Raw genomic sequence first — 21,545 nt, 5'->3', positions numbered from 1 at the left:
AGTCGACGACGGGCATCCCTACCGTCGTGCCAAGAGACCGGGTCCACGGCGACCGTATCGGTATACCGTAGTCCATTAATGCATTGCGGTTCTAGGTGCGGTACGTGACGCGTTGAACGCCGGAGCGGCCGTACCGCGTGTATCGCGGTACGACCGCTCCGGCTGAAGGCGACCTGGTCGCCGGGACAGGCCTCAGCGGCTCCGGGGCTCGGGCGCCGCCTCCTCTCGGAGGTCGGCCGCGATGGCGGCGGCGCTCTCGTTGCCCAGCAGACGGCTGGTCGGGAGATCCACCCCGAGTTCCCGGTGCAGGATGCGCCTGAGCTGGGTCGCCATCAGCGAGTCGAGGCCCAGGTCGCGCAGTGACCGCCGTGGATCGACTCGGTCGACGGTGGTGCCGAGCATCGTCGCGGTGTGGATGAAGAGGCGCTCCGCGGGCGGACGGGAGGCGTGCGACCGGCCGGTCCCCGGTTTCGGCAGGGGAGCCCGCTCGACGGGAGGAAGCGCCGCGGGCGGCGGCGCGGTGGCCGCCGTCATCGCGTCGGGTTCGTGGTGCGCCGCGTCGGACCGGCCCGGCGACCGGACCATCGCGATGCCTTCGAACTCGGCGAGCACGCGCCCGTCCGGCGCGGTGAGCAGGACATCGCAGCGGGTACGGTCCCGGTCGGCTTCGGGGGCCGAGCGGGCCGTGCTCCAGTACTCGCCGCCGGGTGCGTCGGCCAGCAGGACGCGGGCGAAGGAAAGGGGCAGATGGGCCCGCGTCGGGTCGTCCGCCGCCGTGGAGTGCGGCCAGGCTCCCAGCACGGCCAGCAGACCGGCCTCCAGAGCGCCGCTTACCGCACCCGAGGGCGCGTGCAACCGCGCCACCGCCTCGCCCTCCCGCCGCCACACCTGTCGTACGGTGCGCAGCGCCGGGGCGACGGAGTACCCGCGGGCCTCCGCCCGCCGGTAGAACTCGGCGCCGGGCACGTACTCGCCGCACCGGGTCAGCGCGCCGTCCAGCGGGGCGAGCCCGGGGGCGTGGACCGGTGTCGCCGCCGCCCGTGCGGATCCCGCCAGGCACAGGGCGGGCGCGCCGGACCCCTCGGAGACCACCTCGACCGCGAAGGTGAACTCCCCCTCTCCCGTAGGGGGTTTCCTCTCCCCGGCCAACGGGTCCGTTGCCCCGGCCGATCGATCCAACCGGATCCGCACCGTGGTCCGCGGAGCGTCGGACAGGAGCGGCAGCCCGTCACCGATGCGGGTGTCGAGCAGCTCGACCGGTCCTTCGCCGACCAGGTCGCGCACCGCCTCGGCGACCGCCTGCAGAAACACCACGGGCGGCACGGGGCACAGTCCGCGCACCGACACACCCGTGTCCAGGTCCGCGACGCCCAGCCGCGACAGCCGGACCTGACGTTCGTACAGCCGCACCGGAGCCGTCGAGGGGACGCTCTCGACGCGGTGGTCCTCCGCGTCCCATGTGTACAGCGGCAGCGGTATTCGGCGTTTGTCGTCGCCGTACCAGCGCCGCCAGTCGACCCGGGCGCCGAGGGAGAACGCCCGGCCCAGCGCACGGGCGGTCGCCGTCGCCTCGCTCTGCCGCCGGACCAGCGTGGTCACCACCTTCGGCGCCACGCCGGCCGCGCTCTGCACGTCGTCGATGGCCTGGGCGAGCAACGGATGCGGGCTGACCTCCACGAAGATCACGTCCCGGGCTTCGGCGAGCTGCCGCACGGTTTCGGCGAAGCGCACCGGACGGCGCAGATTGTCCACCCAGTAGGCCGCGTCGAGGTCGGCGCCCCGCACGGAAGCGCACCGGACGGTGGAGACCATCTCCGTCCGCGGCGGCGCCGGCTCCACGTCCGCCAGCCGTGCCAGCAGGTCGTCGCGTATCTCGTCCATGACGGGGGAGTGGGAGGCGACATTGACCTTGACCCTGCGGCACAGGACGTCGCGCCGCTCCAACTCGCCGGCGATCTTGTCCAGTAGGACGGCGTCGCCGGCCAGCACGGTGGCGCTGGGCGAGTTCTCCACCGCCACGCACACGTCGTCGCCGTACGCCGCGACGAGCTCGTGCGCCTCGGCGGGGGACAGCTCCGTGGCGAGCATCGCGCCGCGGCCCGCGAGGCGCTGCATCAGGCTGCTGCGGCGGCAGATCACCCGCGCCGCGTCCCGCACGGACAGGGCACCGGCCACGCACGCGGCCACGGCCTCTCCCATGCTGTGTCCGACGACCAGGTCAGGTTCCACCCCCATGCCGCGCCAGTGGGCCGCGAGCGCGACCTCCATGGCCCACAAGGCGGGCTGCACCCTCTCGACGGCGTCGGCGAGCTCCGCACTGTCGTCCAGCAGCAGGTCCACGACCGACCAGCCGAGCTCCTCGCGCACCGCCGCGTCGCACTCCGTCAGTGCCGCGCGGAAGGCGTCGGAGGTCCGCAGCAGTTCCCGGCCCATACCGCGCCACTGCGAACCCTGCCCGGAGAAGACGAAGGCGACCTCGCGCGGACCGTCGAAGCCCGCCTCGTGCATTCCGCCGTCGGGCGTCGGCTCATCCGCCGCCAGGGCGCGCAGTACGTCGGCCAGGGCGTCGTGCGAGTGGCCGACGGCCCACAGACGGAAGGGGTGTGCGTCCCGGCCCATCGCCGCCGAGCGGCAGATGTCGCGCAGCCGGTGTCCGCGGCCGGCCCCGTCCGGCCCCAGATGCGCGGCGTGGCGGGCGGCCAGCCGGCGCAGGGCCGTGGGGGTACGGGCGCTGAGGACGAGCAGGTGCGGGCCCGCGTCCTCGGCCGACTGCGGTGTGTCGATGTCCGGGCGCGGTGCCGCTTCGGGGACGTACTCGCCTATCACCGCGTGCGCGTTGGTCCCCGACAGGCCGAACGAACTCACTCCGAGCACCGCGCGGTCGCCCCTGGGACGCAGTGGCGTGTTGCGGTCCGCCACCGTGACGGGGAACCCCGGCTCCGTGAGCTGGGGGTGGGGTGACGTCAGGTGGAGCGAGGCGGGCACCGTGCGGTGCTTGGCCACGAGCACCGTCTTGATGAGGCCCGCGATGCCGGCGGCGGCCTCGGCATGGCCGATGTTGGTCTTCACCGAGCCCACCAGCAGCGGTGCCCCGGCGTTGTCCTCGGCCCCCAACGCCTCGGCCAGTGCCCGCAGTTCCACCCCGTCACCGACGGTCGTACCGGTGCCGTGCGCCTCCACGTAGTCCACCTGGGACCCGCTCACCCCGGCGCTGCGCCAGGCGGAGCGGACCATCGCCACCTGCCCGGACACCGCGGGCTGCAGGAGCAGGCCGCTGCCGTCGCCGTCGTTGGTCACCGCGCTGCCCAGCAGCAGGGCGTGCACCGGATCGCCGTCCGCGAGGGCGTCGGACAGCCGCTTGAGCAGCACCGTGCCCACGCCCTCGCTGCGCACGAAGCCGTTCGCGGAGCTGTCGCCGAACTTGCACCGGCCGTCCGGCGCGAGCATCCGCCCCTGGGAGTAGGCGACCGCGTCGGTGGGCGTGAGGATCGTGTTGACCCCGGCGGCGACGGCCAGTTCGCACTCCCCGGTGAGCAGGCTCTGACGTGCGCTGTGCAGGGCGACCAGGGAGGACGAGCAGGCGGTGTCCAGCACCAGGCTGGGCCCGCGCAGGTCGAAGGCGTGGGAGACGCGTCCGGCGGTGACGGCGCGCAGCCTGCTGCCCGCCACGGCGCGCACGTCCGCCGTGGCCGACGGCCCCGTCGCGTCGCCGTATTCGGCGGTCGCCTGCCCGACGAACACTCCGGTGCCGCTGCCGCGGACCGTGGAGGGCGGGATGCCGGCGTCCTCGAACGCCTCCCACACGACGTGCAGGAGCAGGCGCTGCTGCGGGTCCATGGTGCGCGCCTCGCGCGGCGATATCCCGAAGAAGGCGGCGTCGAAGTCGAACACGCCGTCCAGGAAGCCGCCATGACGGGAGATCAGCCGGTCGGGCGTGCCGGGCCGCGGGTCGTACCAGGCGGCGACGTCGAACCTGTCCCGCGGCACCGGTACGACGGCATCGGTGTTGCTCTCCAGCAGTTTCCAGAACTCCTCCACCCCCGGTGCCCCGGGGAACCTGCATCCCATGCCGATGATCGCGATCGGTTCGACTGTGTTCACATCCGCGCCTTCCTGACGAGTCAGTAGTCCAAATCTATACCGAAGAACAAACTTGATCCGAAGTCCTTTTGATGAAGGTGTCGTTAAGGGCGGGTCATGGCGGAGGGATCCTGCGTAACAAACACCACATGAACGGATTTTGACGGCGCCTTTGCGCACGAGGCGCCCGTGGCCCCACCGGCTCTCCCTGGGGATTCCGGTGACCTCGAGTCGACTATTGAACTCCAGTACATCTATGTGCTTCAGTTGCGACGCGATCCCCACCACCGAGTGCGAAGGAGCAGGCATGCTCACCACCAGGAAGCTGGGCCGTCAGGGGCTGGAGGTCTCAGAGCTCGGCCTCGGCTGCATGGGCATGAGCCAGTGGTACGGCGCCACGGACGACCGTGAGTCGGTCGCCACCGTCCACCGGGCACTGGAACTGGGCTACACCCTCTTCGACACCGCCGAGGCCTACGGTCCCCATGACAACGAGGTGCTGCTGGGCCGCGCCCTCGCGGGCCGCCGTGAACAGGCCCTCATCGCCACGAAGTTCGGCTTCCCGATGAAGCTGAAGGACGGCACGACGGCCGAGGCCGACAGCCGTCCCGAGCACATCGTCGAGGTCGTCGAGGCTTCCTTGAAGCGCCTCGGCACCGACTACATCGACGTGCTCTACCAGCACCGCGTCGACCCGAAGGTGCCGATCGAGGACGTCGTGGGCACCATGGCCGACCTCGTACGGCAGGGCAAGGTCCGCTACCTGGGCCTGTGCGAGGCCGGCGAGAAGACCATCCGGCGCGCCCACGCCGTCCACCCGCTGTCCGTCGTGCAGAGCGAGTTCTCGGTCTGGGAGCGGAACCTGGAGGACGGGGTCCTGCCGCTCCTGCGGGAACTCGGCATCGGCCTCGTCGGCTTCTGCCCGCTCGGCCGGGGCTTCCTGACCGGTGGCGTACAGCGCGCCGAGGACTACCCGGACGACGACTTCCGGCACCACGACCCGCGTCTGCAGGGCGTCAACTACGACCAGAACATGGCGATCGCCGCGAAGATCCAGGAGGTCGCGGAGCGCCACGGCCTCACCCCGGCCCAGCTCGCCATCGCCTGGGCGCTGCACCAGGGCGACGACATCGTCCCCATCCCGGGCACCAAGCGGCGTACGTACCTGGAGGAGAACACCCGATCCGCCACGGTGGCGCTCGGCGAGGACACGCTCGCCGAGATCGACGACGCCGTACGCGCCGATCTGGTCGCGGGCCCTCGTTACAACGAGCGAATGATGGCCTACATCGACCGCTGACTCCTCCCGGCCAGGTTCTCGAGAGCCGTCCTTCGACGTGCCGCTCTCTCCTCTTCCCGCAGCAGAGCCCAGAGCCAGATACAGATCCTCAGGAGCAGCCGTGGACATACCGCACTGGCAGAAACACTGGAACGACCGCCGAGCTCCCTTCGCGGACGAGTGCCGGCAGGCCCGGGACGCCTTGCTGTCCGATCTGAAACAACCCGGCGTCGCACAACAGCGCGTCCTCGCCGACGTCATCGACATGAGCGCGGGTTCGGTCCACTGGCGGGAGCGGGGCTACGACGCCATCGCCGCCGACCCCGGCCTCTTCCGCTCGGTGCTGCCCATCATGCGCTACGACGACTTCGTACCGGAGATCGAGCGCGAGACCCGTACCAAGGGCGGAACCCTGACCTGCAGCCCGGTGCTGCGCTGGCTCAAGACCAGCGGGACCACCGGAGTCCCCAAGCTGGTGCCCTACACCCTGCACTGGCTCCTCACCTACCGCATCCCCGCCATGAAGGCGATGTGGGGCACGTACCTGGAGTACCACCCGGAGCTGCTCGACCACCCGTACGCGACGCTCGACACCCAGACCGTCCGGGAGGACGTCTTCGACTTCGTGCACGGGATCGGGCACCAGGCCGTCAGCAACCGGCACCCGCAGATCAACAGCCGCGACTGGAATCCGCCGTGGTACGAGTCGCCGTGGTTCGGCCCGGCCGTCCCCAGCGCCCACGAGGGCCGCATGTACCACCGCATCCGGCACCTCGTCGGCAGGGACCTGCACTACATCTCGGCGATCAACCCGAGCACCCTGATCTCCTTGCGGGACCTGCTGGCCGCGCACGGCACGGACCTGGTGCGCGACCTGCGCGAGGGAACGCTGGAGGGCAGGCCGTACACCGAACCCGACGAGCGGACCGCCCGGCACCTCGAAGACGTCCTGCGCAAGCCGGACTTCAGCCTCAAGGACGTGTGGCCCTCCCTCACCCTCTACACCTGCTGGCTCTCCGCCTCCGCCGGGCTGTACGCGGCCAAGCTGGACGCGGTCTTCCCCGGCGTCGACAAGCTGCCGTTCATGAGCTGCGGCACCGAGGGGGTCACCACCATCCCGGTGGACGACTCGCCGCACAGCCAGCCGCTGGCCGTGGGGCAGGCGTACTTCGAGTTCGTACCCGCCGATGTGCCCCTGGGTGAACTCGTCGACAGCGGCGAGCCGGTGCGCACGCTGTTGTTCGACGAGGTGGAACCCGGCCGCGACTACCACCTCATCATGACGCAGGGCAACGGCCTCTACCGCCTGTGGACGGGCGACATCTACCGCGTCGACCGGATCGTGGACGGCACCCCGTGGGTCCACTTCGTCCACCGCGACGGCATCTTCCACTCCTTCACCGGCGAGAAGATCACCGAGTCCCAGGTCACCGAGGCCATCCGGCGGGGTCTCGCGGCCAGCGGCCTGGGCACCGGGCTCTACATGTGCGGACCGCGGTGGGCGGAGCCCCCGTACTACATCGTCGTCGCCGAGGCCCCCGAGCCGTCACCGCGACTGGACCAGGTGCTGTCGGCCGACGTCGACAGCGCGCTGCACGAGATCAACATCGAGTACGCGTCCAAGCGGGACAGCGGGCGACTCGGCGCGCTGGAGGTCGTCACCGTGCCCCACGACGCCATCACCGCCCACATCGAAAGCCGCCGCCAGGCGGGCAACGCCACCCAGTACAAGTACAAGCCGTTCCAGCAGGACATCGACTTCGTCGCCGCCATATCCGGCCGCATATCCGGCCGCTGAAAGGGGAGTTCGGACGTGATCGAGACCAAGAGGCCGCCGCAGAACATCCGCCGCGAGATCGTGGGCATCCCCGTCGAGGGCGCCGAACTGGCGCTGCACCTGTGGCGGCCGCGCGGACAGGTGAAGGGCGCCGTCTTCTACTTCCACGGACTGCAGTCGCACGCCGGCTGGCTGTGGGAGGTCGGGCCCCAGTTCGCCGACAACGACATCGCCTTCTACGTCCTCGACCGGCGCGGCAGCGGCATCAGCGGCGGCACACGGCACGACCTGCCCGACGTGGACACGGTGATCCGCGACTACGTGACCGCGCTGGAGCACGTACGGGAGACAGTCGGCGAGAGCGTGCCGCTGTCGCTCTTCGGGCACTGCCTGGGCGGCTCCTTCATGGCGGCGCTCATGCACCACCCGGACTTCACCACCCGCTACGACGCGGCCGTCTTCTGCTCGGCATGGCTGGGCAAACTGCACGCCACCCTCGACGACGACCAGCTGCGGACCCTGGCGGCCGAGACCGGCCAGGAGCCGTGGGACGCCGGGCTCAGGGCCCAGGACTTCACGGACGAGGCGCGCCACCGGCACTTCATCGACCACGACGACCTGGCGGTACGCGAACTGACCCGGCGCTCCCGGGGCGTGCTGCTCGACCTGGAGCGGCTGTACATGCGGCCCGAGCGAGCGCTGCCCGCGGTCCCGGCGGCCTACGTGTCCGGCATCAGCGACCCGATCATCGACCTCGACGACGCGCGGCGCACCTTCCTCGGGATGACCGGGAGCCACGGCGCCCTGATCCAGTTCGCCACCGACAAGCACTACCTCTTCTACACCGACGTACGGGCCCGGCTCGTCGACTGGGCGTCCACGTTCACCCTCCTCCAGGGGCTGGACCGCCATGCCTGACGCCGCCGAGGCCGTCCTGTACCAGGTCGAGATGCCGATGGCGGTCTCCTTCGACCACCCCGCCAAACGCCGCTCCACCTCCGACAGCCTCCTGCTGCGCCTGGACGTCGACGGGGCGAGCGGCCTCGGGGAGTGCGCCCCCAGGGCGTACGTCACCGGCGAGACCACCGAGACCGTGACCGGCGCCCTTCGCCATGTGCCGCTGGACGAGATCTTCGCGCGGGTCCGCTCGACCGAACCGGCCGTGCTCCTCGCCCGGCTGCGCCACGGTGGAGTCGCCGGGACCTTCGGCCTGCGGGGCGGCGGCAATCTGCTCTGCCTCCTGGAGACCGCGCTGCTCGACCTGTTGGGCAGGCGGCTGGGCCTGGGCGGGGCGGAACTGGTGCCCGCCGAAGGGGCACCCGCCGCGCGCCGCCCCGCGCTGCCCGTCTCCCAGGTACTCGACCTCAGCCTCGACGTCGAGGAGTTCCTCGACACCCGCGGCCCCTTCCACTTCGTCAAGGTCAAGGCGGCCGACGACTTCGCCCGCGACCTGCGCACGGTCACCGCGATCCGCGCCCGTCTCGGCGACACCGTCCCCGTCATGGTCGATGCCAACATGAGCTGGACCCCGGACCAGGCCCACGGGCAGTTGGCCGCGCTGCGCGACGCCGGAGCCGACCTCGTCGAAGAGCCCCTGGCCAAGGGGTCCTGGGCGGAGCTCGCCCGGCTGCGGGCCCGCACCGGTCTTCGCATCCTGCTCGACGAGTCGGTGTGCACCCTCGACGACGCCCGCACCGCCGTCGAGTCCGGGGCCTGCGACGCCTTCAACGTCCGCGTGGCGAAGAACGGCGGCCCGGTCACCGCCGCGCAACTGATCGACGTGGCGCGGCGCGCCGGCCTCGGCTTCCAGATCGGCGTCCAGGTCGCCGAGGTCGGACCGCTCATCAACGCCGGTCGCGCCCTCGCCTTCGCACACGGCGACGCGTTCACCGTGGAGGCCGGCCAGTCCGACCGCTTCTTCCCCGAACCGGTCGTCTCACCGCCCCCGGCGGTGTGCCGTACCACCAACACCATCACCCCGGCCCCCGGGCCCGGCTTCGGCCTCGACCTCAACGAACACGCCGAACCCTGGGCCGTGCTGCGCCGCACCGAGGGCGACACGTCCTGGCGGCCCGTCCCCGCTCCCGCGCCCCGTACGAAGGAACACGCATGACGACGTCCTATTTCTCCGACCTGGTGGTGGAGTTCCTGCACCAGCAGGGCATCGACAAGGTCGCCTTCAACCCCGGCGCGTCCTTCCGCGGCGTGCACGACTCCCTCGTCCACGCGGACAACGCCGAGATCGCCCCCGAGATCGTGATGACCTGCCACGAGGAGATAGCCGTGGCCGTGGCGCACGGCTACCACAAGGCGAGCGGCCGGCACATGGGTGTGTTCGTGCACGCCAACGTCGGTCTGCTGCACGCCTCGATGGCCGTCTTCAACGCCTGGTGCGACCGCGTACCGCTGTTCGTGCTCGGCGGCAACGGCCCCGTCGACGCCGGCAAGCGCCGACCGTGGATCGACTGGATCCACACCTCGCAGAACATCGAGTCCGTCGTCAAGGACTACGTGAAGTGGTGCGACCAGCCCATCGGCCAGCGGGCCACCGTCGAGTCCCTCTACCGCGCCTTCAAGCTGATGAACACGCCGATGCAGGCGCCGGTGTTCGTGGCGCTCGACTTCGACGTGCAGGAGCAGCCGCTCGAGGACGGCGTACGGCTGCTCCCCGCGCGGGCCACCGAGGCCGCCCGGCTGCCCGCGCTGAACGGCGCCGACCTCGACGACCTGACCGGGCGACTGCTCGCCGCCCGACTCCCGGTCCTGGTCGTCGACTTCTCGGGCCGTGACCCCGGTACCGTCGCGCAGCTGGTCGCGCTCGCCGACGCCCTCGGCCTGGCCGTCGTCGACCGCGGCAACCGGCTCAACTTCCCCAACACCCACCAGCTCAACGTCAGTCACACCTCGGGCACCCTCCTGTCCGACGCCGACCTCGTCCTCGCCCTCGAGGTGCAGGACCTGGTCGGCGCCCTCGGCTCCTTCCTCACGCTCACCGACCAGGGAGCGCCCGCGAACGGCGCCGACATCGTCACCCTCGGCTTCAACGAACTGCTCACCAGCAAATGGGCCGCCGACTACCAGCAGTTCGTGCCGGTCACCCGAGCCGTCGCGGCCGACACCGCGGACTCGGTGGCCGCGCTGCGTACGGTCGTCGAGGACCCGGCCGGTCCGTTCGCGGCGCCCGCGTTCACCGAGCGCCGCGAACAGCGCGCCAAGGCCCTCGCCGACCTGCACACCGAGGCCCGCGCCGACTGGGCGCGCCAGGCCGAGGAGGCGAAGGGCCGCGACCGTATCCACGTGTCCGCGGCCGTCGACGAGATCCACCGTGCGGTCCGCGACGAGGAGTGGATCCTCACCAACACCGGCAGCCTCACCATCGACGGCTGGGTGAAGAAGCTCTGGCCGCTGGAGCGCCCCGGCAGCTATCTCGGCCTCAACGGCGGCGGCGGCCTCGGCTACGGCCTCGGCGCGTCGATCGGCGCGGCGCTCGCCCACCAGAGCGACGACACGCTCTGCGTCGACCTCCAGGCCGACGGCGACTTCCTCTACACGCCCAGCGCGCTGTGGACTCTCGCCGCCTACGACGTGCCGCTCCTGGTGATCGTCATGAACAACCGCCTCTACCTGAACTCCACCCAGCACGCAGAGCGCATCGCCGGCAACCGCGACCGGGACATCGACCGCGCGCACATCGCCACCAGCTTCTACGACCGGCCCGTCGACTTCGTGACACTGGCCCAGTCGTTCGGGGTCCACACCATGCCGCGGGTGGAGCGCGTCGAGGCCGTCGCGCCGACCGTGCGCGAGGCGGTCACCCACCTCAAGGAGCACGGCAAGCCCGTCCTCGTCGAGATCCTCATGGAGTGACCGGACCGGCCCGCCCGGACCGGGCGGGCCGCCGCCTTCCCAGCCCGCGACTTCCCAGGAGGCACCCACCATGACGGTGGTCTTCGAATGCATCTACGACGACGAGCGGTACTTCGGACTGGGCGTGCCGGAGGCCGGAGCGCCCCTGCGCCTGTATCCCCTGGCAGGTGACACCCTCGCCGCGCTGCTCACCACGGCGGCCGGCGACGGGGCGGACACCGCCGACCTGCTCACCCGGGGCCGGGCGGCCGTCGACGTACCGGCCGCGGACCGTCACCGGGCGCGGCTGCTGCCGCCGCTGCTGCCCGCACACGTGGGGGACGCGCTGGTCAGCGGCTTCATGATGACCCACAACGTGAAGGTCGGCGCCGAGGTCCCGGACCAGCCCAACTGGTTCGTCAAGGGGCTCGGGGACGTCCTGAAGGTGCCGGGCGAGGCGCTGTCCGTACCCGGCGACGCCGTGGCCGTGTGCGAGGAGGCCGAGGTGGTCCTCGTCTACGTGGGCGACGAACGAGGGAAGCCCCGCTACGCCGGCTACACCTTCGGCAACGACGTCACCGACATAGGCCGCTTCAAACAGCACGCCGGACACCTGTCGTACGCGAAGCTGTGCGACGCCGGGGTGGCCCCCTGGCTGCACCTCGGCGAACCGCCGCGCACGGTGACGGGCGAGGTCACCGTCGAGCGCGGCGGGGCACCGGCCTGGAAGGGCCCGTTCACCACCGGTGTCGACGCCCTCCACTACGACCTGCCCACGATGATGTCGCGCCTCTTCTCCTACAAGGCCCTGCACCGCCCCGGACGGGTGCACTACGTCTACATCGGCGCCGACCGCAGCAGCTTCCACGCCGGGTTCAGGACCCGGGACGGCGACCGGGTCACCATCGACGTCGCGAGCCACGGTGTGCGGCTGTCCCACCCGCTGGTGTGGACGCGCCGCCCCGGACAGGACTGACGCCGTGACCCCGCTGCGCCGACTCAGCGACGTCGAGGCGGCGTTCGCCCGCACCCACGCGCTGATGCACGGCACCACGCAGGTCTCCACCCAGGTCACGGTGCGCGGCGACCTCGACCCCCAGCACTTCCGGCGCGGCGCCGAGCGGTGGGCCGCCGAGCTGCCGCTGCTGTCGCTGCGCATCGAGGAGCGGCCCGACGGCCTGTGGTTCACCACCGGCCCCGGGCCCCGACCCGGACAGATCCGGCACGACCCGCTCGGCGCGCCGGACTCGCCCGACGACGTACTGCGCCGGGAGCTCAACGACGTGCTGGAGACCGGTGGTCCACTGTGGCGGCTGCGCCTCGTCCGCGACTCGGACGCGGGGGCGTCGCACCTCTACTTCACCCGTAACCACGCGATCTCGGACGGCCACTCCACCGGTGCCGTGGTCCGCGCTCTGCTGGACGAGCTGTTCGCCCCGACCGACGGGGTGAGCGTGCACGACGTCCGGACCCTGCCGCCCAACGGCGACGCGTTGACGTACCGTCCGCCCGCTCGGCCGGACGCCCCGGTACGGGAGTCCGTGCCGCGGCCCGACCCCCTGCCGTTCGAGGCGCACCGGCCGTGGGACGAGCGGGCCGCGGACTTCGTCCCGCTGGCGTTCACCCGGGAGGAGAGCCTGGCCCTCAAATCCTGGTGCGGGGAGCGGGGGGTGACGGTCAATCAGTTCTTCGCGGTCGCGCTGGCCGAGTCGTACGCCGAGGCCACGGGCCGTTCGGAGGTGAATCTGTGCACGGCCGTGTCGCTGCGGCGGCGGTACGAGGAGAGCGCCGAACTGCCGGACGTGGGCTGTTTCATCAACGTCCTGAACGTTCCCGTGCGGGTCGGCCGGGGCGATCCGGCCGACGAAGCCCGTGACTACGCCGCGGCGCTGGCGCGGGCGGACGCCGCCTGGCGCCCGCCCCTCCGGGACCACGCGCTGATCCGGCGGGCGGTGGAGGAGACCGCGGCCGCCCGGTCGGCCACCGGGATCTGCATCACCAACGTCGGTGTCGTCGACCCGGCGCTCGGCCCGCACACCGCCCGGGTCACCGGCTATCGCACCGTGGTCAACCGCGTGGGTGCCAACTACGCGGTCGTCCTCCATCTCGGCACCCTCGGCGGGGCGTTCACGACGGCACTCGCCTTCGGCACCCCCAGCACCGACCCGGACACGGTGCGCGCCGTGGCGAAGGCACTGCGCGACCGCGCGCTACGCCCCGCCGCGGCGCGCCGGGACCTGTCGGCGGGAGCTTCCCGATGAGGCGCTCAGGCCCTGTTCTTGGTGTTCTCGGTGTTCTCGGTGTCCTTGGATTCCGCGGTGCGCAGGACCAGGGCGAGGAGACCGGGGAAGCGCTCGTCGAACTCGGCGCGGCGCAGCCGGTTGAGTCTCTTGGGTCCGGCGTCGCGCTGCTCCAGGAGGCCGGCCTCGCGCAGTACGGCGAAGTGGCGGCTGAGGGTCGCCTTGGTGACCGGCACGTCGAAGCTGCCGCACGCCCTTTCCCAGTCGGCGGCCCCGGCCAACTCCCTTACCAGGGTCTGGCGGACCGGGTCGGCGAGGGCGAGCAGCGCCGCCTCCAGTGGTACGTCGCCCGGGGGAATGTGGACCGGTGGCGTCCGGTGACTCGCGGCTGCCGTCGGCTGTCGGCTCTCCATGGTCGCCTGCCCGCCGCGTGCCGTCGACTCTCGGCTCTGTGCCGTCATGGCTGGTTGCTCCGTCCCGACTCGCTTGGTCCGTGAGGCGTGCCGTACACGGATTGCAGAGTGTTCGATGATCTGCGTACACTCGGACTGTTCGCTTGTAGACGAACAGTCTACCGGAGCCCGCTGCGTATCGCCCGGCTCCGGCCCCCCCACCGCCCTCCGGCACGACGGAAGGAAAACCGTGCCTCAGACCCAACCCCACAAGACCCGGCCGGGACTGACGCTGTTCGCGGCCTGCCTCGGTTTCGTGGTCGTCATCCTGGACGTCAGCGTCGTGAACGTCGCCACCAAGGCGCTCGGCGCGGACTTCGGCGGCAGTCTGTCCGGTCTTGAGTGGGTGATCAACGGCTACACGCTCACCTTCGCGGCCTTCCTCCTGACCGCCGGCGCCATGGGCGACCGGTACGACCCCAAGCAGATCTTCATGGCGGGCTTCGCCCTGTTCGCCGTGACGTCCCTGGCCTGCGGCGCCGCCCCCTCGTTGGTCGCCCTCATCACCGCCCGTGTGGTCCAGGGCGTCGGCGCCGCGATGATCGTGCCGTCCTCGCTGTCCATCGTGAACACCAACTTCCCCGACCCGGCGGAACGCACCCGCGCCGTGAGCCTCTGGGCCGCGGCCGGCGGACTCGCCCTCGCGCTCGGCCCGGTCGTGGGCGGCCTGCTGGTGGACTCGCTCGGCTGGCGCTCGATCTTCTACGTCAACGTCCCCATCGCCGCCGTCGGCATCGTGCTCGTGCGGGCCCACGCCCGGCCCGCCCCCGCGCGCGACGCCTCGGTCCGCCGCTCGCTGGACCTGCCCGGTCAGCTGCTCGCCGTCGTCGGCCTGGGCGCGTTCACCGGAGCGATCGTGGAGGCCAACGCGCAGGGCTGGTCCTCGGCCACCGTCCTGACCTGCCTGGCCGTCTTCCTGGTCGCACTGGTCGGCTTCCTCGCGGTGGAGCGCCGCAGTGGCGACCCGATGCTGCCCCTCCACCTGTTCGGCCGACGGGCGTTCAGTTCCACGTCCCTCATCGGAGTGCTGCTGAACTTCGCCTTCTACGGCCTGATCTTCGTCTTCAGCCTCTTCTTCCAGCAGGTCTGGGACTACTCGCCCATCGGTGCCGGACTCGCGTTCCTCCCGATGACGGCCGCCATCATGATCGCGAACCTCTCGTGCGGTCCGCTGGTCAAGCGCTACGGCGCCCGGACCGTACTGATCACCGGCAACACCCTCGCCGTCCTCGGCTACCTGGCCACGGTCCCCGTCGTCGACTCCGGGGCGTACGCGCAGATGACCGCGCAGTTCGTCGTCGCCGGATTCGGCATCGGCCTGGTCGTCCCCTCCATGACCAACGCCATGCTCGGCTCCGTGGACCCTGCCAACGCAGGTATCGCCTCCGGCGTCCTCAACGCCTCGCGTCAGCTGGGCGGCCTCATCGGGGTCGCGGTGATGGGTCTGCTCGTCGGCCAGGCCGCCTCCGAGCACTTCCTGTCCGGCCTGCGCGCGGCCCTGTTCTGCGCCGTGGTGGCCCTCGCGATCAGCGCGGTGCTCAGCGCGGTCGGCCTGCCCAGGCGGCAGGCGACCACCGCGACGGCACCGGCGGCCGCCGCATCCAAGGCCGGGTCCGAGCCCGAGCCCGCTCTGAAGACCGCCGACGCGCGCTGACGGCCGCCGCCCGGCCGCCCTACCCCAAGGAGTCCCCGTTCCATGCCTCACCTCGTGCTCGAATACTCAGGCAACGTCCGGGAGCGCATAGACCCGGCCGCCCTCTTCGGGAAGCTGCACACCGCACTGGCCTCCGTCGGAGGCTTCCGCATCCAGGACTTCAAGAGCCGTGCCGTCCGCATGGACCAGTACTTCATCGGCGACGGCACCCGCGAGCAGTCGTTCGTCAACCTCGACGTGCGGACGTTCGGCGGCAAGTCCCCGGAGGCCAGAACGGCGGTGAGCGAGGCCGCCCTGACCGTACTCGCCGACGCCTTCGAGGCGACCCTGCGCGAGACGGCCTGCGACATCTCCGTCCAGATCACCGAGCTGGACCGCCCGAGCTTCGCCCGGACCCGGTCCGAGGACCACAGCGGCCGTTCCGCGGCCTGACCGGCCCCGCCCCCTCCACGTACAGGAGCAGAACCAGTCATGAGCGCATACGCAGACCAGCGCGTCCTGGTCGTCGGCGGCACCTCCGGTGTCGGCCTCGCCACCGCCCGGGAGTTCGTCACGCAGGGCGCCGACACCGTCATCGCCTCGCGCAGCCCGCAGCGGCTCGACGCGGCGCTCGCGGTGCTCGGCGGGCTCACCGCGTCCGGCGGCGGGGCGGTGAACGGGCAGACCCTGGACATCCGTTCCGAGGACGAGGTGGAGAAGTTCGCCGCCACCGCCGGGGAGTTCGACCACGTCGTCGTCTCGGCGGGGGAGACCCCCATGGGGCGGGTCGACGCCCTGCCGCTGGCCGACGCGTACGCCGCCATGGACAGCAAGTTCTGGGGCGCGTACCGCATCGCCCGGTCCGTCCGGGTCCGGCCCTCCGGATCGCTGACCCTGCTCGCCGGCTACCTCTCCCAGCGGCCGGGCCGGGCCTCCGCCCTGCAGAGCGCCATCAACGCGGCCCTCGAGGCCCTCGTGCGCGGCCTGGCCCTGGAGTACGCGCCGCTGCGCGTCAACGCCGTCTCGCCGGGGCTGCTGCGAACCCCGCTCTGGGAGGGGATGGACGTCACCGCCCGCGAGCGGATGTACGAGGCGGCGACGCAACGCCTGCCCGTGGGGCGCGTGGGGGAAGCGGCCGACGTCGCCCAGGCGGTCCTCTTCGTCACCGGCAACGCCTACGCCACGGGCACCACCGTGTACGTCGACGGCGGCGGAACCATCGCCTGACGACACATGACCCGACGCTCCTCGCCGAACCGCGACGGGTGCGCTGTGAGACCCCGTCTCCGATGCTCGGGAGGCGGGGTTTCCCGCATATGTGACAGATCTCTTCTCCAGCGACCTACCGGCCGGTATACAAGCGATGTTGAGCATGCAAGGAACGCCGAGTCAGTGTCGACGGAGGAGAGATGATGAACCATCACGTGGTCCGGGGCGACGCCATCCGAAGACGACGGCACGCCTCCGCGCTGGGAGCCGCCCTCGGTTGCGGTGTCCTGCTCCTCGGCGTCGCCTCCGCGTCTCCCGCCGTCGCGGGCGGACCGCACTCCCACCGGGGCGTCGACTACGTGGCGCTCGGCGACTCGTACACCTCCGGACCCCTGATCCCTCGTCAGGTGGACGCCAACTGCGCCCGCTCCGACCAGAACTACCCCTCGCTCGTCGCGACGCGGCGGTCGACCACCACGTTCACGGACGTGAGCTGCGCCGGCGCGACGACCGACCACATGTGGAAGGCGCAGGGCACCAACGGACCCCAGCTGAACGCCGTCGAGCGCTCCACGGATCTGGTGACCGTGCAGATAGGCGGCAACGACATCGGCTTCAGTTCCATCATCGGCACCTGTGCCGCGCTGAGTTCCAAGGACCCTTCGGGCAACCCCTGTCAGCAGTACTACAACTCCTCGGGTTTCGACCAGCTGACGCGGAAGATCATCGAGACGGCTCCCAAGATCGCGCGGGTGCTGCGCGCCGTGCACGACAGGGCCCCGCACGCCCGCGTGCTCGTGGTCGGCTACCCGGACCTCCTGCCCGACGACGGCAGCGGTTGCTATCCGTCCGTCCCGTTCGCCGCCAAGGACTTCGCCTACCTGCGTGACGTCGGCAAGCGGCTCAACCTGATGATGCACACGGTGGCCCTGTTCAGCCGTGCCGAATACGTCGACACCTACAAACCCACCGTCGGACATGACATGTGCAAGGCACCCGCCGACCGGTGGATCGAGCCGCTGCAGCCCGCTTCACCCGCCGCCCCCGCACACCCCAACGCCAAGGGCGAGGCGGCCATGGCCGGAGCGGTGCTCCGGCGGCTGTAGGTCCATGGACCAGGCATGTTTACAGGAGCTGCTCAGGGTCACACGGGTCAGTGAGCACCTGATGCCGAGAGCACCGAGAGGTGAGTTCCATGGCTCGCGACCAGAAAGCCAAGGCCAAGGCCGAGCAGGCCAAGGGCAAGATCAAGGAGACCACGGGTCGTGCCGTGGGCAACGAGCGGATGACGGCCGAGGGGCGCATGGAGAAGGCCAAGGGTGACGCGCGGCAGGCGAAGGAGAAGACCAAGGACGTCTTCAAGGGCTGATGCCCGGCCGCTCGTGGGGCGGACGGTTTTACGCGGAGCAGGGGGCCCGTCGCATGGAGCGACGGGCCCCCTGCTCCGCTCCGCGTACACCCGCGCCGAGCGCTGGAGGTTCGTAGGCTTTCCCCGCCGAAGATCGTAGGCTTGCCCCTCCGGAGACTGTGTGGGGGAGCCATCTATGACCACGGCCAGGGACCTCTTGATCACCGCCATGGACGTGGACCCGGACCGCCCCGTGGGGCAGGGCGACCTGTCCCTCGCCCTCGCCGGAGCCGAGGTGATCGACCTCCTCGCCGTTGATGCCGTCCACCTGGACGGCGACCGCCTCGTACCGGCCCCGGAGCCGACGACGGAGGACCGTCTCCTGGCCGAGGCGGCGTCCTCACTCGTACGTCAGGTGCCCTACGAGCCGGTCGAGGACTGGCTGTGGCGCAGGGGGCGCGGCCTGGCCGCGGTCCATCTCGCCGCCCTCGAGGCGGACGGTCAGCTGACCCGGCAACGCCAACGCCGACTGCTTTTCGGAGCCGTCCGGGTGGTCGTGGTCGACTCGCCCGCCCGGCGCCGGGCCCTGCACCGCTGGGCCGCCGACGAGCCCGTCCTCGTCTCCCTCGCGGCGGCCGTCGGGATTCCGGCCGAGGAGGGCGCGGACGTACCGGTCGTGACCGACGACGCGGTGACGACCGTGCTGGCCGCCGTCAACGACGCGGTCATGGAACTGGAAGCGGTACGCCAGCGCCGGTCCATCGAGAACGCGGCGTTCGCCAACCTCTGGCGAGGTGCGTGACGCGAGCGGGCGCGCCGCGACACGCTGGTTTCAGAGGGTGGCCTCGGGCCGGCGCCGGTTTCCGGTAGCGATCACTCGCCCTTGCTGGGCCCGTTCTCGGGCGTGCCGGTGCCGGTGCCTGTTCCAGTGTCGGTGCCCCGGTCCGTGCCGTCGTCGCGGGCCGCGCGCCGTGCCCGTACGGTGCCCGCGACCCGCTGGAACGTCCGCGTCAGCTGGTGCAGCGGATTGCCCTCCGGGCCGGCGGACGTCTCGTGCGCACCGGACGCCGTCGTCCGGAGGTCTCGGAGATCGGCCAGTGCCGCATGCGCGAGTTCGGTCGCCTCGCGGTACTGGTCGCGCGACTTCGTCATGGCGTCGAGTGCCTCGGCGTAGACAGCCACCAGCGCCCGCGCCTCCTCCAGCGTCAGCAGCTTCCAGTCCTCCCGGAGGCCGGTGAGGGCGTCCTCCGCCGCTTCCGGCAGCGGCCGGGGCAGCGCCGCGTACCGCACGACCTTCTCCAGGAGCTCCGTCGGCTCCGAGCCGTCGAGGAACACGCTGCGTACGGTGCAGTCCTGCTCGTCGTAGCCGGGCCGGGCGGGGGAACCGGGCAGAATCACGGCGCCGCCGCGCGGCACCCGTACGCCCAGGTCGTACAGCGCCCAGTTGACCGCCTGGAACTGCTCGGGCGCGGCGCGGTGTTCCACGACGCGGTGGCGCAGACCGGGCGGGAGCAGCCGGGCCAGCGGGAGGCGACCGCGTTCGTCGGTGGTCATCGCCTCGTGGATGACGACGTTGATGCTCCAGCTGTGCTGCGCGGCCTCCTTGAGCAGGCGGCGCAGTGTCTTGTCCTCCTGCGGCAGCGGGTTGATGTCCCGCAGCTGGAGCCCGGCCACGATGTCGTGGTCCCAGGGGACCTCGTGTCCCTCGGGCCAGAACATGGTCGCGGGAGAGGGCCACGCGAGGTTCCAGGGCCGCTCCGCCTCGGCCACCAGCGTCCAGCGGGTTGCTTCGGCGGCGTGTTCGCGTCCGTCCGTCGTGAGCCGTGCGCGAACCGTCACGGCGTCGTCGACCAGCCAGCGCGCCTCGAAGACACGCCCCTCGGAGTCCGAGGGGTTCTCTGCCTCCAGGAAGTCGTGGATGGTCTCGTCGGCCTTCAGCCTTCGCAGGTTCTCCCTGAGGATCTCCTGCGGGGCGGGCCCGATGTGGCGCCCGCCGGCCAGCCAGACGGTTTCCGGGGCGGTGGCGCGGGCGGTGGAGGGCTTGGGCATGAGTCACTTTGCGATGGGAGGCGGCGTGGCCTCCCAGTATGGTCAGCGCGGGTGGCGAGCCGGGCGGCGAGGCCCGCGTGGATCACGTACATCCCGTATTGCGGAGCTTTGGCCTTTCCGGTGCCTTATATGTGCTTTGAGGTGCTGGAGATGTCGCGGCGTCCGTCACGCCGGGCGCAGCGCGCCGTGGATCGCGTTCTGTCCGGCGAAGAAGAGGGACTCTTCGCGTATCGAGGCACCCGGGCTGGGGGCGTGGATCATCATGCCGTTGCCGGTGTAGAAGCCGACGTGGCTGACGTTGTCGTAGAAGAAGATCAGGTCGCCGAACTGGATGTCGGTCAGGGGAATCGCCGCACCGGCGGTCGCCTGCCCGTGCACGGTGCGCGGGAGTGCGACTCCGGCGGCCCTCCAGGCGGCCTGGACGAGGCTGGCGGAGTCGTACGAGTCCGGTCCGGTCGCGCCCCAGACGCACGGCTTGCCGATCTGCTCGCGGGCGAAGGCGAGGGCTTTGGCGGCCTTCCCGCCGTACGCCGACTCCACGGCGCCGACCGCTCCGACGGCCATGTTGACCGCGCCGGTGCCTACGGGCATACCCGCGGCCAGGGGCATCCCCATACCCATGGGCATGTCCGTGACCAGTGGCATTCCCGCGCCGAGGGACATGTCCGCGCCGAGCGGCATGCCCGTGGCCAGTGGCATCCCCGCACCGAGGGGCATGTCGGCACCGAGGGGCATCCCCACCCCCATGGACATGTCCGTGGCCAGGGGCATTCCCGCGCCGAGGGACATGTCCGCGCCGAACGGCATCCCCGTACCCATGGACACGTCCGCACCGAGAGGCATCCCGGTGCCCATGGACATGTCCGGGCCGAGTGCGGTCGACTGCTGTCGCTGCCACTCCTGCGCGGCCTGCTGGCGAGCCTGATCCTCCGGGGTGGGCCAGACACCCTCGGCCGGACGTGACTCGATCGCCGCGGGCCCGGGGTTCCACTGTGCGGCGTGCTTGGACACCAGCTCACGGGCCAGCGCCAGCTTCCGCTGGATCTTCTCCTTGGACGTCTTCAACGAGGACTGCGCCGGCCCGGCGGGCAACGCGGGCAGCAGGGCCGTGGCGGCCTCCTGCGCGGGTCGCGGCGCAGGCTCCGGCGCGGCCGGCAGCGCGGCGACGGCCCTGGCCGTCAACTCGGCCACGGGCCCGGCGGCCGCCTCGGCGGAGGGGCCCGCGGTCAACTCGAGAACGGGGCGGGCGGTCAACTCCCGCCCACGGTCGCCGAGTCCGTCCTCCGGCCGCTTCGCCGGGCCCGTGGGCCGTGCTTCGGCCGGGGGCTTCGGCATCCGGTCGGCCGGCAGCCTGGCCGGCGCGGACGGACCCAACTGCCTGCGCGCCGCGTCGAACCAGGTCTTGGTGATGTCGTCGAGGGCGGGGTCACGGCGCCTGCGCGCGGTTTCCGGCGCCGGGTTGACGCGGTTTCGGCTCCCCGTGGTCATCGCGCGGGTCCCGTTGACGAACCCCACGGCGTTCTCGGCCTGGTCGTAGAGGGAGCTGATCCGCTGCTGCACCTCCTCGCGGCTCGGACCGTCCGCGCCACTGAGGGCGGCCGTCGCGCGTGCGGAGTCGGGCATGCCAGGGAG

The 21,545-nt window shown here is 71.4% G+C and carries 17 protein-coding genes; 13 read left to right on the top strand and 4 right to left on the bottom strand.

Annotated features, from left to right (window positions below; all coding sequences use genetic code 11):
• Positions 1-192: 192 nt before the first annotated feature.
• The gene (locus OG798_RS11255) at positions 193-4,101 is read right to left on the bottom strand and encodes a type I polyketide synthase (protein WP_328756900.1); all 3,909 of its coding nucleotides are present in this window, start codon (positions 4,099-4,101) and stop codon (positions 193-195) included.
• A gap of 286 nt (positions 4,102-4,387) precedes the next feature.
• Between OG798_RS11255 and OG798_RS11250 the strand changes: the two genes are divergently transcribed.
• The 7 genes from OG798_RS11250 (at position 4,388) to OG798_RS11220 (ending at position 13,243) form a co-directional block, all read left to right on the top strand.
• Entirely contained in the window at positions 4,388-5,380 is a 993-nt protein-coding gene (locus tag OG798_RS11250) for an aldo/keto reductase (RefSeq protein ID WP_121416899.1), read from the top strand.
• Between the two features lie 100 nt (positions 5,381-5,480).
• The gene (locus OG798_RS11245; protein ID WP_328756899.1) at positions 5,481-7,157 is read left to right on the top strand and encodes a GH3 family domain-containing protein; all 1,677 of its coding nucleotides are present in this window, start codon (positions 5,481-5,483) and stop codon (positions 7,155-7,157) included.
• A 15-nt stretch (positions 7,158-7,172) separates the two neighbouring features.
• Positions 7,173-8,054, top strand: coding sequence for an alpha/beta hydrolase (locus OG798_RS11240; RefSeq protein WP_121416901.1), 882 nt, complete (start codon positions 7,173-7,175; stop codon positions 8,052-8,054).
• A complete protein-coding gene (locus tag OG798_RS11235) occupies positions 8,047-9,249 on the top strand; it encodes a mandelate racemase/muconate lactonizing enzyme family protein (protein WP_328756898.1) in 1,203 nt (400 codons plus the stop codon). Before OG798_RS11240 ends, OG798_RS11235 begins: the two co-directional genes overlap by 8 nt.
• A complete protein-coding gene (locus OG798_RS11230; protein ID WP_121416902.1) occupies positions 9,246-11,003 on the top strand; it encodes a thiamine pyrophosphate-binding protein in 1,758 nt (585 codons plus the stop codon). The genes OG798_RS11235 and OG798_RS11230 overlap by 4 nt, the downstream gene beginning before the upstream one ends.
• Positions 11,004-11,073: 70 nt before the next feature.
• Positions 11,074-11,958, top strand: coding sequence for an FAH family protein (locus tag OG798_RS11225; protein WP_328756897.1), 885 nt, complete (start codon positions 11,074-11,076; stop codon positions 11,956-11,958).
• A 4-nt stretch (positions 11,959-11,962) separates the two neighbouring features.
• Positions 11,963-13,243 (top strand): phthiocerol/phthiodiolone dimycocerosyl transferase family protein, encoded by a 1,281-nt coding sequence (locus OG798_RS11220; protein WP_328756896.1) that lies wholly within the window; start codon positions 11,963-11,965, stop codon positions 13,241-13,243.
• 5 nt (positions 13,244-13,248) lie between these two features.
• Here OG798_RS11220 and OG798_RS11215 read toward each other — a convergent pair whose 3' ends face one another.
• A complete protein-coding gene (locus tag OG798_RS11215; protein WP_328760014.1) occupies positions 13,249-13,635 on the bottom strand; it encodes an ArsR/SmtB family transcription factor in 387 nt (128 codons plus the stop codon).
• Positions 13,636-13,864: 229 nt separating this feature from the next.
• On the opposite strand from OG798_RS11215, the gene OG798_RS11210 reads away from it, so the two are divergent.
• The 6 genes from OG798_RS11210 (at position 13,865) to OG798_RS11185 (ending at position 18,666) form a co-directional block, all read left to right on the top strand.
• Entirely contained in the window at positions 13,865-15,328 is a 1,464-nt protein-coding gene (locus tag OG798_RS11210) for an MFS transporter (RefSeq protein WP_257016929.1), read from the top strand.
• A 42-nt stretch (positions 15,329-15,370) separates the two neighbouring features.
• On the top strand, positions 15,371-15,760 hold the full coding sequence (locus OG798_RS11205; RefSeq protein ID WP_328756895.1) for a 5-carboxymethyl-2-hydroxymuconate Delta-isomerase: 390 nt from the start codon (positions 15,371-15,373) through the stop codon (positions 15,758-15,760).
• A 39-nt stretch (positions 15,761-15,799) separates the two neighbouring features.
• Positions 15,800-16,534: an SDR family oxidoreductase gene (locus tag OG798_RS11200; protein WP_097226582.1), complete on the top strand. Its 735-nt coding sequence runs from the start codon at positions 15,800-15,802 to the stop codon at positions 16,532-16,534.
• Between the two features lie 185 nt (positions 16,535-16,719).
• Complete coding sequence (locus OG798_RS11195) at positions 16,720-17,622, top strand: SGNH/GDSL hydrolase family protein (RefSeq protein ID WP_328760013.1); 903 nt, start codon at positions 16,720-16,722, stop codon at positions 17,620-17,622.
• Between the two features lie 89 nt (positions 17,623-17,711).
• Positions 17,712-17,885: a CsbD family protein gene (locus OG798_RS11190; protein WP_095856111.1), complete on the top strand. Its 174-nt coding sequence runs from the start codon at positions 17,712-17,714 to the stop codon at positions 17,883-17,885.
• Positions 17,886-18,060: 175 nt separating this feature from the next.
• Complete coding sequence (locus OG798_RS11185; protein ID WP_095856112.1) at positions 18,061-18,666, top strand: GOLPH3/VPS74 family protein; 606 nt, start codon at positions 18,061-18,063, stop codon at positions 18,664-18,666.
• Positions 18,667-18,737: 71 nt separating this feature from the next.
• Here OG798_RS11185 and OG798_RS11180 read toward each other — a convergent pair whose 3' ends face one another.
• The gene (locus tag OG798_RS11180; RefSeq protein WP_183127432.1) at positions 18,738-19,913 is read right to left on the bottom strand and encodes a hypothetical protein; all 1,176 of its coding nucleotides are present in this window, start codon (positions 19,911-19,913) and stop codon (positions 18,738-18,740) included.
• 165 nt (positions 19,914-20,078) lie between these two features.
• A complete protein-coding gene (locus OG798_RS11175) occupies positions 20,079-21,536 on the bottom strand; it encodes a C40 family peptidase (protein ID WP_328756894.1) in 1,458 nt (485 codons plus the stop codon).
• Positions 21,537-21,545: the final 9 nt, after the last annotated feature.

It is taken from the genome of Streptomyces sp. NBC_00271 (assembly GCF_036178845.1).
Taxonomy (GTDB): Bacteria; Actinomycetota; Actinomycetes; order Streptomycetales; family Streptomycetaceae; genus Streptomyces.
The sequence above is the reverse complement of the archived record's forward strand: the minus strand, read 5'-3'. Positions and strand labels throughout refer to the sequence as shown.

What these genes read in the sequence shown, in the direction of transcription:
- OG798_RS11225 (WP_328756897.1), top strand. Translation starts at nt 11,074, where the DNA reads ATGACGGTGGTCTTCGAATGCATCTACGACGACGAGCGGTACTTCGGA.
- OG798_RS11205 (WP_328756895.1), top strand. Translation starts at nt 15,371, where the DNA reads ATGCCTCACCTCGTGCTCGAATACTCAGGCAACGTCCGGGAGCGCATA.
- OG798_RS11175 (WP_328756894.1), bottom strand. Translation starts at nt 21,536, where the DNA reads ATGCCCGACTCCGCACGCGCGACGGCCGCCCTCAGTGGCGCGGACGGT.
- OG798_RS11190 (WP_095856111.1), top strand. Translation starts at nt 17,712, where the DNA reads ATGGCTCGCGACCAGAAAGCCAAGGCCAAGGCCGAGCAGGCCAAGGGC.
- OG798_RS11215 (WP_328760014.1), bottom strand. Translation starts at nt 13,635, where the DNA reads ATGGAGAGCCGACAGCCGACGGCAGCCGCGAGTCACCGGACGCCACCG.
- OG798_RS11180 (WP_183127432.1), bottom strand. Translation starts at nt 19,913, where the DNA reads ATGCCCAAGCCCTCCACCGCCCGCGCCACCGCCCCGGAAACCGTCTGG.
- OG798_RS11185 (WP_095856112.1), top strand. Translation starts at nt 18,061, where the DNA reads ATGACCACGGCCAGGGACCTCTTGATCACCGCCATGGACGTGGACCCG.
- OG798_RS11230 (WP_121416902.1), top strand. Translation starts at nt 9,246, where the DNA reads ATGACGACGTCCTATTTCTCCGACCTGGTGGTGGAGTTCCTGCACCAG.
- OG798_RS11195 (WP_328760013.1), top strand. Translation starts at nt 16,720, where the DNA reads ATGAACCATCACGTGGTCCGGGGCGACGCCATCCGAAGACGACGGCAC.
- OG798_RS11235 (WP_328756898.1), top strand. Translation starts at nt 8,047, where the DNA reads ATGCCTGACGCCGCCGAGGCCGTCCTGTACCAGGTCGAGATGCCGATG.
- OG798_RS11250 (WP_121416899.1), top strand. Translation starts at nt 4,388, where the DNA reads ATGCTCACCACCAGGAAGCTGGGCCGTCAGGGGCTGGAGGTCTCAGAG.
- OG798_RS11200 (WP_097226582.1), top strand. Translation starts at nt 15,800, where the DNA reads ATGAGCGCATACGCAGACCAGCGCGTCCTGGTCGTCGGCGGCACCTCC.